Raw genomic sequence first — 13,208 nt, 5'->3', positions numbered from 1 at the left:
AAGGTGTTACATGATTTATACGGAAGCTATAGTTAATACTTATCTGCGCAATAAGTTGAAGCGAGCTAAATACAGTTTATGTAGAAAACAATTTTCTATGGCCATCATACCACGCCCCAAGAGAGTTGATTAAGTTGCTAAATGTAACTTAGTCCAGTGTAAAAATGCTAAAAAAGCCTCTTCTGCGGTAAAAAAGAACTGCACTTACTTTGTCAGGGGAGAGCTATAGAGATGGTTGTAATGTGGGGTAGTGGATAATATAAGCTCGAATACTAACCCTGATTTTGCGATGCAACCTCTTCACAACGTTAGAACGAAAACTCACTGAACTGTATTTGATTAGGTGTAGTAGTGTGATTACCAAGGGATTGTGTCGGTCTAATTACCGAGCGACTTTGTCGTAAAGAGCATATCAGCCAGTGGTTAAGCTGGCTACTTCCTTAAGCGATTTCAGCATTTCTTGCTCGTTGAACACGCAGGGCCATGGTGTTCATGTTCTCCCTCAACCAGATGTAGCGAACCCCAGCAGGACTCACATCAACGATTTTATTGGCTTTCAATTGCAGCGATACTTGCTGTTGACCAAGATGCGGATTTTCAAGTGAGAAGTCGATGACAGCTTGTTCAAGCTCAGTATCTGAACGGTTTTTATGTCGTAGGTTGGGTGTTTCTTGACGCTTTAGCGCATCTGGGCCACCTTGCTTAACCAACTTCAGGTGGCGATAAATAGTATCGCGAGATACACCACTTTGGCGTGAGGCTGCACTGACATTTCCGAGCTTATCGACCAAGGCCAATACCTCTAGTTTCTTTTGGATTTCCAACTCTTCGATTGTGACTTTATTTGGCTCAATGACCTCAGATACTTTGAGCTGCCGACCTGCAAAGTGAGCGGTGAAGCCCTTTTTGCTGGTGTTTCTGATTTCAATCTTTTGGTTAGAGATAGAGTGTTTAAGCGGTGAGTCAATCAGATAGAACTTATTGCCATAGCTGAAGGTATGGTCGTTACGTATTTTGCGGTGTTCTTTAATAACGCAGATGTCATCGAGATTTGTATGCTTCGATAAAGGCGTAAATTCAGATATTTGTTGTTTTGATTTTACTTGGATTTGAGGCTGCCAGAACTGTGGGATAAACACGTGCTTAAGATACGCGTTGGCACTGGCAATGTCTTTGATGTTGTTGAGCCTCAGTTCAGGTACAAGGCGGTCTTGGAATGTATCGAAGGCACGCTCAATACGACCTTTGCCTTGCGGTGAATTAGCAAAGATAATTTCAATGCCTAACTCCTCACAGGCTCGCTGCATTTGCGAGAAGTTACAACGCTTAGGGCCACCGAAGATACCTGCTCTGTCGACATAGAGTGTTTTAAATAGCCCTTTTGTCTCGATGCAATCGCGCATCACTTTCAAACAACCAGCTGTGGTTTCTGATGGGAAGAACTCAGCATGTATTTCACTGGTCGCGTCATCAATCATGGCAATTAGACAGTGTTTCTTATCACCAAACCAACGATGTGGGCTACCGTCCATTTGCATCATTAAGCCAGCTGCTTCCATACGTTCTCTGCGTTTACGGGCTTTGCCTCGTCTTCGTTTAGCTCGCTTAACATGGTGAATGTCATGTGCCCAACCGCGTAACGTTTCGCGTTTCACAAAAATATGCTCATTCACTTCTAATTGCTCAGCTAGATGAAGCAAATTCAGATCAAAATACTTGTCTTTGATTAGGGCTTGTACCGCTTGTTTAATTGACTTGGGCGTTTTATTTGGAGGTGACTTACCACTGTTACCATGTACTGCAAATTGAATACCTACTTGCTGATAGCGTTTCACATAACGTTCAATGGAGCGCCGAGACTTACTGAGTAATTTAGCTGCATTGGCAATTGTTATTCTGCCTTCAACAACTTTAGCAATTATATCAACGGTTAGTTGAGCTTTAGAATCCATCACAATCATCCTCAACACGCCTCTAGTATTCAAAAAACAAGAACACTAACAAACATGTAAAAAAAGAGACCGACAGTTTCCCTTGGTAATTAGCAATTACGACAGAATTGCTTGGTAATTAAGATACGACAAAGTCGCTTGGTGTTAACATGATTAGGTGTAGTAGCTTAGACTCGATCTAACATTTAGCTCAAATGCTTGCGACTTAAACTGAACGTCAGAAATGTACGTAGAGCAGCCCTCCAATTAAAAGCAGGTGAAATTCCTGCAATTCGCTTTAAGCAGTCTACAAGACTACCAACCCTATAGGCGAAATACTCAGATTAGATCTGAGCTTATACAAATTAAGGTGTTCTTCTCAGCCCAACCCGTTTTCCCAACAATTAGCCTCTTATGTCGTCTGCTGAATCAAAGCTGCAGCATGTTTAATGGCTTTTCGAATCCTATGATAGGTACCACAGCGACAGATATTGTCGCTCATAGCTTCATCAATGTCATCATCGTTGGGATTGGGATTAGACTCCAAGAGTTTGACGGCGGTTAAAATTTGTCCCGCCTGACAAAACCCACACTGAGCGACATCTTCGTTTATCCATGCTTCTTGCACCGGATGCAGAATGTCATCGACCGCAAGCCCTTCAATAGTGGTTAGCGATGCACCCTCCACTTCTTCCATCGGAACAATGCATGGGCGGACTAGCTCACCGTCTTTAAAGATAGTGCAAGCGCCACACACGCCAACACCGCAACCATATTTTGGGCCAGTAATACCAAGTCGATCACGCAAGAGATACAGGAGCTCATCGTCGTTTTCAGCGTCGATAGAAACCGGGTTATTGTTAACATTAAATGTAATTTGTGGCATGAATTAACCCTCTGGATAGAAGTCACGAAGTGGAAAACGACGTGGTGCAATACCCGTCGCCCTGGCAAATGCGTTGGCTATCGCCGCTGCCGCCGCAGGCACTACCAACTCGCCTGCACCTCCCGGTGTTTCTCCGTTAGGCGGCATAAAATGCACTTCAATATCCGGTGGCGTGTTGCGCATTCGAGCAATTTCAAAATCGCCATAACTGCTCTCGCGTATTGCGCCATTGTCGAGGTGTAAACTGGTGCGAATCATGTAGGTAATGGCATCGGTTGCCGCACCGATAACTTGCGCCTCAAGGCCGGTTGGATTCAATACTCGGTTCACATCCAGCGCGACAACAATCTTGGTGACTTTACTTTCTTTCTCCGGATCTTTGAACGTTTGTAATTCAACAAGCACGGCAGCTCGAGACTTATACTCTTTATGCAACCCGAGGCCCTGGGCACGTCCTTTTTCTATACTCCTTCCCCAATTGCCCTCTTGAGAAACTTTCCGCAGAACAGCTTTGGAGCGATCATCATCCAGCATTTGTAACCTGAACTGGTATTCATCCTTGTTCATTGCGCGTGCCAATTCGTCAACAACTATCTCGTTTGCGACGGCAGCTGTGCCGGAGTAGATGCCGCGCCAAGAGGAGGTTGGCACAACGAATTTTTTTCGTTTAGCAGCAAGGAAGTTACACCAAACTTATATTGCACTAGTTGCGTTGAGTGCCAGATTGTCTGGCTGAAAGCAGCGGGCGCTAATTCTCCTCCCAATGCAGTAATACCGTCGCCAAAGCCATGTTCGAGATCCAATTCAGCGGTCGCAGCGCGATGGTCAAACGACAACACTTTTTTGCCAATTAAAAAACCTCTAGTGTAAGTCGCTTTTACGTTATGCAAGCTGAGCGGTCGTGCGCGGCCAAACTTTGTGTCGTCCTGTCGGGTAAACATAAGTTTGATGGGTCGGTTTACAATTTGTGAAATACGCGCGCCTTCAACTGCTGCATCAAAAAATAAGCGACGGCCAAATGAGCCGCCGCTTTGAATTACATTCACCTCGACGTCAGTGGGTAAGACTCCAAGTTCGCGCGCAATTTTGGCTTGTGCTGCAAGTGGCGTCTTGGCGCCAGTCCAAACCCTTACCTTTGAGCCGGTTGCATCGGCAAGTGCTGTCATGGTTTCCATGGGGGCATGTGCCAAATAAGGAAAGATGAACTCGCCGCCAACCGAATCGGTAGCCAGCGGAATATTAGGTAAGGTTGGCAGGTTTATCGCACGTAACTGCTCAATGACCTCGGCGTCAGATAGATTTTCGGCAGCACCCTCACTCCATGAAATATTAAGTGCATCACGCGCACGAAATGCTTCGCCGAAGGAACGCGCAACAACGGCCACGCCAGAGGAATTTGCATCAACATCCAGCGGAACTTCTCTGATGGCTAGGACACCGGGCAGGCCTATTGCCTCAGAATCGTCAAACGTGATCACGCGACCACCTAAGCTGGGTGGCCTAGCGACCACAGTGGGCATCGCATCTGGTACTACGTCGAGGTCCATCGCGAAATCTAGTTTGCCGGTAACGATATCGCGCGCGTCAACCCGCTTTTGCTGCGTACCGATAATTTTGTATTGTGACGGATCTTTAGGCTGTGCCAGTCGAGCGGCATCGTTGCGTCCTTCAACACCTGCGGTGAGTGCAGAGTAAGCAATACGGCTGCCATCGTTACCAATCGCAAAGCCATTTTCTGTACTAATGTCGTTCACAGAAAGCCCGAAATGCACGGCGGCTGATAATTTTATCTTATGTAACAGGGCTGCCGCGACCTTGCGCAGCGGATCCCAAAGAGAGGTTATGGCGTGAGAGCCTCCTGTAATTTGACCAGTCGCTCGTCTGATTTCTGCCGGAGATAAAGTCGCATCAATGGAGGACATTTCAACGTCCAGCTCTTCGGCAAGAATCATCATTGCAGCGGTTAATATACCTTGCCCCACTTCCATTCGTGGAAGCTCAAAACGGACGCGATTATCACTCGTTATCTTAATTAAATAATCGTAGTAGAAAGGGTCACCGGAGATGAGCAGCAGGTCTGTTAAATCCAGTTCATCTGCAAGCTCCGGTATTCCTAACAACTGGGCGTTGGCATCCTGAGGACGAAGAGCACCACCGGTTATATGTAACGCAACGGCAAAACTCGAGCCCTTGAGCATGTAACCAATAAACTTTCTTCGTCCGGTGTTTTCTGCCTCGACAATGTGTTCGTCACCATTATCGGATTGATCATGTTTCTGTGAGGAGGTAATCGTGTCTATTTGTTCTGCATGGTTGCTTTTTGTCATAAATTCTTCTTTTCAGTTCAAGACCTTCGATCGTTAACTTAAGCTTAAGAAAAGTCGTTTATTTAATTCAGGTAATTGCAGCTTGCTAAATATCTGTTAACAAGATGTTATCATAAAGTATAGTTTATTAAACATTAATAATAAGTAATACTAAGTAGGGGTTTCCCATGAGTGAGGAGCATATTTTTTGTGAGTTGGATTGTTGAAGTTAATTAGGCTTTAAATACTCACCCGCTTATGAGGTCGATATTCCGCTTTCCAAAACGAAGCATCGATACTCTGTTCAAGTTGCTCGTCTGAGATTTCTAAGGCTAATCCTTCTGTAATAGCGACTTTATCCACTGCGAACGCGATTTTCTTGATCAAATCAGCAATATTGCTCAAAGGGGGCAGAAGCTCGCCACGGCCCGTGCTGGCAATTTACAAAGACACCCATGGTAAAAAGTTCGCCAAGTGAGCAAAAAAATCAGCAACAACAGCAATCTGGCCAAAGCGGCTCAAATCATCAGGTGCTAAACAAACAAACACTTAGTGGTGATAGTGCATCGATAACATTCACTCTGCCCAAAACCTCTGGCTGGGTCGCGCTGGTGGTAGAAGATAAAAACGGACATAAAGCCTACAGCAACCCGATTTGGCTTAAAGAGGTAGAGCAAAGCCAGTTTAAAGTAGGGTAAATGGTTTACTCAGGTGTACCTGTAGGATCAGCTGCTCTTGCAACAAAAAAGGCTCTTCATTTCTGAAGAGCCTTTTCATCGCGATGTTTGGTGGAGCTGGCGGGATGTGACACACAGTTAAAGTTGATTTATACCCTTACAGTATACGTAGGCTAAGGGCTTATCAAGTTCCCGATAAACAGAAAGTGTGACACCTGTGTGTGACACATATAGGCGGAATGATTAACAGCTTTAATCCTGTAGTTATTTTTATGAAAGTATGTCGGCAATGACATTATTTGCTTATAAAACAATGAGTTGAATGTTATCTTCTCGATCTGTATTCTTCGTGTTTCTGTGAATTTAGAAGAGAAATACTATTATGAATATGGTTTATTGCTTCAAGTATCCTGAAGTTGGTCTGTGTAAAATTGGTTATACATCTTGTGCGCTCTCACGTTTGAACAGCTTGAAGCCATTTTTTGGGAAAGCAGATTGTTATTCTCCTACGTTAATGGGTTCCAGATCATCGACTAGACAGCTAGAGCAAGAACTATTGAGAACCTTTCAGGACAAACGTAAAGATTCTAGTGACGTTGCGAAGATGGGGCGCTTTATGTCGGGTTTACAAGGAAAAACTGAGTGTTTCGATATTGGGGTTTCAGAAGATATTGAATCGGAAATGTTGAAAATTGCCTATATGCGTTCAAAAGGCGGGATTAAATATCGGAACTTGGGCGCTTATATATGTAATCTAAGAGAGGAGTTTTTAAGCGAAACTGTTGAGATTAAATCGAGGATGAAAGCAGCTCTCTCCTGTATAAATCACCTCGTTATACTGCCTCATGGCTCTCCGACTAAAAAAAAATAAGCTAAGATGAGCCCATTACCAAAATTTAGTAAAATTAAAATTGCCGGATAACTTCAATTTACATGGAAATGTATATAGCATTGCATCAAGCTAAACAAGAGCTGTAAGTAATCCTTGGTAGCTTTGGGCTCCCCGAGATACCTTCAATAACCAATCACTTAAAGTAAAGAGCCTATGAAGTTCAGGGAAGATATAAACGCGTTGCGGGCGATCGCCGTTATAGCTGTAGTCATTTTTCATTTTAATCATTCATGGCTACCGGGCGGTTTCGCTGGTGTTGACGTGTTTTTTGTCATTTCTGGCTTTTTGATGACTATGATTATAATTAAAGGTTTAGATCGAGAAACCTTCTCAATCATAGATTTCTATAAAGCGAGAGTGAGGCGGATTATTCCGGCTCTAGCTTTTCTTTGCTTCGTTCTAATGGTGTTAGGGTATTTCTTGCTGTCTCCCATTGATTACTTAAATATGGGCAAACATACTACTGCAAGTTTAACCTTTACATCGAATTTCGTTTATTGGAAAGAGTCAAATTACTTTGATGCTTCATCAATTGAAAAGTGGTTGCTACACACTTGGAGTTTGTCGGTAGAGTGGCAGTTTTACTTAATATATCCTGTAGTTCTGGTAGTTCTTAAGAAGTTTTTGAATTTAAAGCAGTTGAAGTTGCTACTTGTTGCAGCAACGATTTTAACGCTACTTCTTTCAATCTACGTTACGTTCAACACTAGCAGAGCAGCTTACTTCTTGTTACCCACTAGAGCTTGGCAGATGCTTGCCGGAGGGCTGGTATTTTTATATCCAATTGCTTTGGGTCAAAAAGGCAAAAGTTTTGGCTTAATGTCTGGCTTAGCTATGATCGTATTTTCATTTTTCCTCTTCTCCGCTGAAACACCTTGGCCTGGTTATGCATCATTGCTCCCAATATTAGGGGCATGTCTAGTTTTGATTTCAAACAATGGGGAGTCGGTATTAGTAGATAACAAAATTTGCCACCTTCTAGGTAAATGGTCTTACTCAATTTACTTATGGCATTGGCCAATTATTGTGGCTGGTTTCTATTTTTCTCTAGGAGATAATTGGTGGGTTATAGGTTTACCGCTTTCTATTCTCTTGGGCGCGCTTAGCTTTGTGTTTATAGAATCTAAAACTCTAGCTGACTACGGCTTAAATAAAGGAAGATATTTGTTGAAGCCTCTACCTGCTGCTTCGATTATTGCAGTATTTGGGTTAGTAGTATTTCAAACAAATGGTTTACTAGAGCGATTAGCAGAACCTGAGAGAACATTGGTTGCTTCTGCAATTGCCGCCAAAGATGATTGGAGTTACCCTGATGCGAACAAGTTTATGGGTCCCATTAAAATTAGACTAATAAGCGGTAAAACGGATAAAAATATTCTTATACTCGGCGCTAGTCACACTGAACAATTATATCCGTATGTGAAGAGCTTAAACTCTGACTACAATGTGTATTTTTTAACTAACGGAGGCTGCCTTGCAACCCCTTCTATGAAACACCCGAAGTGGAACTGCGACAACCTACAAAATTATGAGTTTCTTTTAGATAGCGTTAAATTTGAAAAAATTGTGACCTCTTTTTTCAGTTTTGATGTTTATCTATCTGACATTCAAACTGAAAGACAAGAACAGATTTCGGTGAGAACCAAAGAATACGATACTTTTCTAGCGAGGTTAAAAGCAGCATCTGATGACGTTTATCTAATTCTAGGTGAGCCAAAAGGGGAAGAGTTTAATCCGCAAACGGTAATTAGGAATGGTTTAAATGATTTCATCACGGAAGAACAGGCACGAAAAAACTACACTATACATCAGAAGGCTTTAGGTCTTTTTACCGAACTAAGTGATATTAAAATAATAGATCCTATTGAGTACTTATGTAATGAGGGGATTTGTAGAACAAGTAATACTTCGCAAGGATTTTTCTACAGAGATAACAATCATATGCGCCCTTGGTATGCAGTTGAGAGCCTGACATATTTAGAGGATATTTTTCTCGAGTAAAGTACTCGTTGAGTAGACAGCTAATATGCATGATTGGGTTAACAAAACTTCTCAATTTTTAGCAAAAATTAGCACATACATATAAGAAATGCGTTTTCTTATAGTTGCTGATTACATCATGCGTTTAACTATATTACTGACGGTGCTTGCCCAAAAGGCTCCACCGTTGGCTGTCTTGACATTCATACTGTTCAAGCGCTTTGCTATCTCAGTATATCCAAGTGATGTTTCAACCATGGGTTCGATCATTGGCCACAAGTTTTTGGCAAAGTCATCTGCTTGTTTACGTTTAGCAATGTTCCGCTCGTTAGTTTGAGTTCTTAAGCCCCCAAGACGAGTACCACGAGATTTAGCTTCTGCTAGTGCGGCCTTAGTTCGTTTACTAATAAACTCTCTCTCTTGCTCGGCTAAGGCTGCGTAGATGTGAAGTTGAAAGGGATCAGCGTGTGGCATTGTTGCTACTTTAAAATTTAGTTTCTTATCCTCCATCAGCTTTGCGATAAATGAAACTTTTCGGCTTAAACGGTCAAGTTTAGCCACTAGTAAAACTGCATCATGTTTTTTAGCTAAATTAATAGCATCAACTAGTTTTATTCTTTGCGAATTAGCTCCTGAATCAACTTCTAAGCACTCATCTATGACAGAGTAGGGTGACGGGCTGTAGTTATCTAAATACAGCTGTATATCGCGTCTCTGAGCTTCTAGCCCTAATCCTGATTTTCCTTGTTCTTTCGTACTGACTCTTAGATAAATAACGTATTTCATGTGAATGCTCATTCCTTACAAGATAGCAACGCTGGTTGTGTTTTGTATTGTTGCGTTTAACTATAAGTACAGGTAGTTTCGGCGTCAATCTTAAATAAGGAAAAATGGGTCAAAAACACAATGCCAACGAGCGCTTCATTAACACCAGTAAATCCAGTACTTAAAAGGGCTGCGGAGAAGCGGAAGATAGGGTTGTCAGGAGGGAGACCAGTACTCAGTTATGATAGTTATAACAGCAGTTACAAAGTATGTAATTTACCTATCGTGACAAGTAAGAAAAATATCTATGTAACTCACATTTTAGATGGTTCAAAAAACCATTGCATAAACTATGGTTTAAGAGCCGCAGTATGGGGGTTACTCGAAGAAGCTAACTCTACCATGGGGGTCGAAACTCATCATATAACAGTACAATTTAATTCTGAGTTTTCACTCAAGCTCAAAGCCGGTAGCAAAACTCGTAATCCAGCACAGTACTTCAATAGGATGTTAAGGCTTAAAGTTGCTACACCGTTTGATGTCAGCAGCTACTTCTTTGTATTGGAAGAGTCTACGTCTGGAAATATTCACGCACATATCGTAATGAATATTAAGTTAAGCACAGTAACTAAGCTTAGAGATTCTCTTAAGGCAACGGGTTGGCTTAAGACGGATAAGTATGGGCACTTAGCTGCCTCAGCGATAAACATTAGTGATGGTTACATATTGAGTGTCTATAAAGGCTCGCTAACCGAACAGGAAATCAATGAGATGGACATGATGATTGAGGATTACCCATCGGAATCATTTTGGAAGTGCGGTAGTAAAGCGACAGATCTTAAAGGTAATATCTATTGTCAAAGGTACGAAGCGAAAGAGAAGATTGCCATCAATGAAGGGCTTGCGGATTACCTGTGTAAATCTATGACCGATAGTTTATTTTACGGTGGTAAAAACTACGCTATGAGCCGGTCACTGAAAACTCTAATGCTGCCATATTTAGAACAGGTCATTGCTGAAGGTAAGCGCAGATCAAAGAGTAAAGCCCTATAAGGTTTCATTAAATTTGGTGGGAATGGTTAAAGAAAAAAAGCTGCTCACCCAATGAAACCTTATAGTTACACTAAACAGACATGTAAATTGACTCTCTGTTAAAACATTATCAAAAATAACCATTTAGGAGTTATTGTTAGCAATCTTAAGTTGTTTATTTTCGTTCGTATTTTCATGGCATTTAGTTTATTGTGCCTAAAAAATTAATAAGGACATTTATTTTGGCCAATCCACGTTCGCTTGCAATCTCACAAGTAATGAGAGAAAGCATTACTATTCACAAATTTATTTATCATATTTTAATAACGAAAGATGAGAAAGTTGATTACTTGTCGGCTGTTAGTCTTTCAGATAAACATAAGAGCTTTTTTCAAGAGATGATCTCTGAGTCATCTAGAGGTACAAAATACTTATTTGTTGATGAAGAAAAAGCAACGCTCAAAGGACAATGTAAAGAGCTTGTTGACAATTTGGATGATAATGATTTGTTCGTTCAAACTAGTGAACAGATAGCTCATAATTTCAAAGCGCAGCACGATAAAAGGATGGCGGACGGGATTGTTATTGTCACGACATTTAGCATGATAGTGAATGCTCAGGCGCAGAACTTTGTTGCCATTATGAAGCTAGATTATAAGCCGGTTTTACATCAAATAAGGGATGAAAAGGATCCTTCTAAAGTAACTTTCGAAGAAATCACCGATACTTTACTGGAAGAGAAGGCCGCTATTCAAAAAAGGGCTATTATTGATGTTGGTCAATCTTTCGAGTGGGACGTGATTGCTGTTGAGAGAGGAAAGGCTAACTCTAAACAAGATACAGATGTTGCAATTGGTGATCACTTTAAAAAGTTTCTGAGTGTGACACTAAAAGAAGATAATAGTGTCATGACAAGAAAGATCATTTCACATTCAAAAAGGTGGGCAGAAAAACATCAAGAACTAGTACCATCGGATGTGAGGGCTCGTGTTATTAAATATATAGAAGCTCATGAAGAGCAAGCCATAAACGTAGATGATATAAAAGAGTTAATTTGTAACCACGAGAGCGATGATACAAAACGTAGACTCAAAGTCAGTTTCGACGACTATATGGATGACGTAGAATTAAGCGGCGTGCAGTTTACTTCGAAACCAAACAGTATCCCAGCTATGGAAAAGAAAACTAAAATTAAAACAAACATGAACGTCAAATTAGAGTGGGAAGGTGAAATGAAAGAGGCCGGTATTGAGAGGAAAAAAGTTGCCGGTAAAATTGTTTATACTGTTACAGCAGATAGCGTAAATGATATTAGTTAATAATATTTGTGAGTTATTAACTGAGCTTAAAAGTTTCGCAAATGATAGCAATGAAAATATTGATAATTTTTATGTGGGAGGCTACTTTGCAGAAGGCGTTTCAGAGCTATTAGGTCAATTGACGAAATTAGTTAAAAAAAATAACCTCGCTAAACATTTCATACTGCTCGTTGATGGGCAGAGAGTTACTGCTGGTGATACACTCGAATCTCACTGCGCGGAATTCGAGCTTACTTTTAAGAAGAAAGCATTTATTCAAGAAATATGTTCTGGAGCAGGTGACATAGATGAAATTCTATTCTGCTCTGTGGATGCATTAGAAGAATGCTTGGAAGGATTGGGGCTAACTTCACCTTTATTGGAAGGTGCCGTTAACAACTCAAATAACACTCGAATTCATGTATATAAAATGAGTGTATTTTTTGGTGGTCCCAAATTAGCAGTTATACCGGTTCATCATATTGAGTTAGGGGAGGATTGGCTATCGGGTAGTAGATTACCTAGCTCAGAAATTATTCATAAGCATGTTCATGTTGTATGCAGTGAGCCATTAAAAATAAACCCACGGCAATTTGAACTGACGTGGGGTGACATTGACTGTAAGTTGGCTAAGCCATACAGGACTGCTTTCGCCAAAAATTTATTTGTATCGTTATGCACAAATTATTACAGTGATTCAAAACTGGAATTTAAAGGCGTAAAACACTTGGAGGCAGAGCTAAAATCTGCAGGTGTTGATATTCCTTCAGAAAGAATTAAAACCCTCTCTGATTGTATATGCTGGTGTTATGATAAAGAAGACCCTGATGTTCCTTTGCAATTAGTAATCGATAGACTTTCGTTGGAATGTGGTTCTGGAAACTTATTTGAAGTTGGACAAAAGGTGCTTTCCCATGCACTAGAGCAGGCGAAAAATAATTATAAATTTGTTATTGCAAAAAGAAGTGACGATTATCGTAAAGAGTTAAAAGAAATTTTTAACGATATACAAACTGTTACAGATAAATTCGCGTTGAAAGCATTTTCGTTAGCCTCAGAACTGCTTAAATCTATGTTAACAATTGGTTTTATATTTACAGTGGGTACCATATCCAAAGCGGTGGTTAACAATGCATTATTGCATTCCGATGAGGGAATAATACTTTTTAAAATAGCGGGTATATACCTTTCTGTTAGTTTTTTCATCAGGTGGTTGAACGCAAGCGCTGATTTGAAAGTATCAGAAATGGCCTTAAAAAGCTGGTCTGGGATGTTACATAATCATATATCTGTTAAGGATCTAAACAAACTGATTGATTCTCACCTAATATGGTCAAAATTCTTTTATTGGGGGTCATTGTTCACAGTAGGATTATTCCAACTAGGTATTGCTTACATGATATTCAACTCTACGGCAACGTTAAAAATCTTCGGGCTATAG

General features: G+C 41.0%; 11 protein-coding genes and 1 pseudogene. 6 read left to right on the top strand and 6 right to left on the bottom strand.

The genetic code is table 11. The features are described from left to right. Window positions 1-440: 440 nt before the first annotated feature. The 5 genes from GCHA_RS20290 to GCHA_RS22935 form a co-directional block, all read right to left on the bottom strand. Window positions 441-1,961 carry an ISNCY family transposase gene (locus GCHA_RS20290; protein WP_007991693.1) on the bottom strand — a complete coding sequence of 507 codons (1,521 nt, stop codon included), beginning with the start codon at window positions 1,959-1,961 and terminating at the stop codon, window positions 441-443. A 382-nt stretch (window positions 1,962-2,343) separates the two neighbouring features. After that, window positions 2,344-2,817: a (2Fe-2S)-binding protein gene (locus GCHA_RS20285; RefSeq protein WP_007991691.1), complete on the bottom strand. Its 474-nt coding sequence runs from the start codon at window positions 2,815-2,817 to the stop codon at window positions 2,344-2,346. Between the two features lie 3 nt (window positions 2,818-2,820). Continuing rightward, window positions 2,821-3,384 carry a molybdopterin cofactor-binding domain-containing protein gene (locus GCHA_RS23260; RefSeq protein ID WP_318249025.1) on the bottom strand — a complete coding sequence of 188 codons (564 nt, stop codon included), beginning with the start codon at window positions 3,382-3,384 and terminating at the stop codon, window positions 2,821-2,823. 23 nt (window positions 3,385-3,407) lie between these two features. Next, a complete protein-coding gene (locus GCHA_RS20280; RefSeq protein WP_318249024.1) occupies window positions 3,408-5,144 on the bottom strand; it encodes a molybdopterin cofactor-binding domain-containing protein in 1,737 nt (578 codons plus the stop codon). A 219-nt stretch (window positions 5,145-5,363) separates the two neighbouring features. Continuing rightward, entirely contained in the window at window positions 5,364-5,528 is a 165-nt protein-coding gene (locus GCHA_RS22935; protein ID WP_007991689.1) for a hypothetical protein, read from the bottom strand. Window positions 5,529-5,590: 62 nt separating this feature from the next. On the opposite strand from GCHA_RS22935, the pseudogene GCHA_RS20275 reads away from it, so the two are divergent. The 3 genes and pseudogenes from GCHA_RS20275 to GCHA_RS20265 all read left to right on the top strand — a co-directional run. Continuing rightward, window positions 5,591-5,821 (top strand): annotated as a pseudogene (locus GCHA_RS20275) (hypothetical protein); the annotation flags it as partial. A 361-nt stretch (window positions 5,822-6,182) separates the two neighbouring features. Beyond that, window positions 6,183-6,671, top strand: a complete 489-nt coding sequence (locus GCHA_RS20270; RefSeq protein ID WP_039992865.1) for a GIY-YIG nuclease family protein — start codon at window positions 6,183-6,185, stop codon at window positions 6,669-6,671. A 174-nt stretch (window positions 6,672-6,845) separates the two neighbouring features. Continuing rightward, the gene (locus GCHA_RS20265) at window positions 6,846-8,693 is read left to right on the top strand and encodes an acyltransferase family protein (RefSeq protein ID WP_007991685.1); all 1,848 of its coding nucleotides are present in this window, start codon (window positions 6,846-6,848) and stop codon (window positions 8,691-8,693) included. A 111-nt stretch (window positions 8,694-8,804) separates the two neighbouring features. On the opposite strand, the gene GCHA_RS20260 is transcribed toward GCHA_RS20265, so the two are convergent. Continuing rightward, window positions 8,805-9,458: a recombinase family protein gene (locus tag GCHA_RS20260; protein ID WP_007991683.1), complete on the bottom strand. Its 654-nt coding sequence runs from the start codon at window positions 9,456-9,458 to the stop codon at window positions 8,805-8,807. Window positions 9,459-9,722: 264 nt separating this feature from the next. Here GCHA_RS20260 and GCHA_RS20255 point away from each other — a divergent pair, with 264 nt between their 5' ends. The 3 genes from GCHA_RS20255 (at window position 9,723) to GCHA_RS20245 (ending at window position 13,208) form a co-directional block, all read left to right on the top strand. Beyond that, window positions 9,723-10,490, top strand: a complete 768-nt coding sequence (locus GCHA_RS20255; protein WP_153810727.1) for a hypothetical protein — start codon at window positions 9,723-9,725, stop codon at window positions 10,488-10,490. Between the two features lie 221 nt (window positions 10,491-10,711). Further along, on the top strand, window positions 10,712-11,788 hold the full coding sequence (locus tag GCHA_RS20250) for a nucleoid-associated protein (protein ID WP_039992864.1): 1,077 nt from the start codon (window positions 10,712-10,714) through the stop codon (window positions 11,786-11,788). Continuing rightward, complete coding sequence (locus GCHA_RS20245; protein WP_007991679.1) at window positions 11,775-13,208, top strand: hypothetical protein; 1,434 nt, start codon at window positions 11,775-11,777, stop codon at window positions 13,206-13,208. The genes GCHA_RS20250 and GCHA_RS20245 overlap by 14 nt, the downstream gene beginning before the upstream one ends.

Source organism: Paraglaciecola chathamensis S18K6, assembly GCA_000314955.1.
In the GTDB taxonomy this organism is placed as follows: Bacteria; Pseudomonadota; Gammaproteobacteria; order Enterobacterales; family Alteromonadaceae; genus Paraglaciecola; species Paraglaciecola chathamensis.
This window is presented reverse-complemented; position numbering and strand designations above follow the sequence as displayed.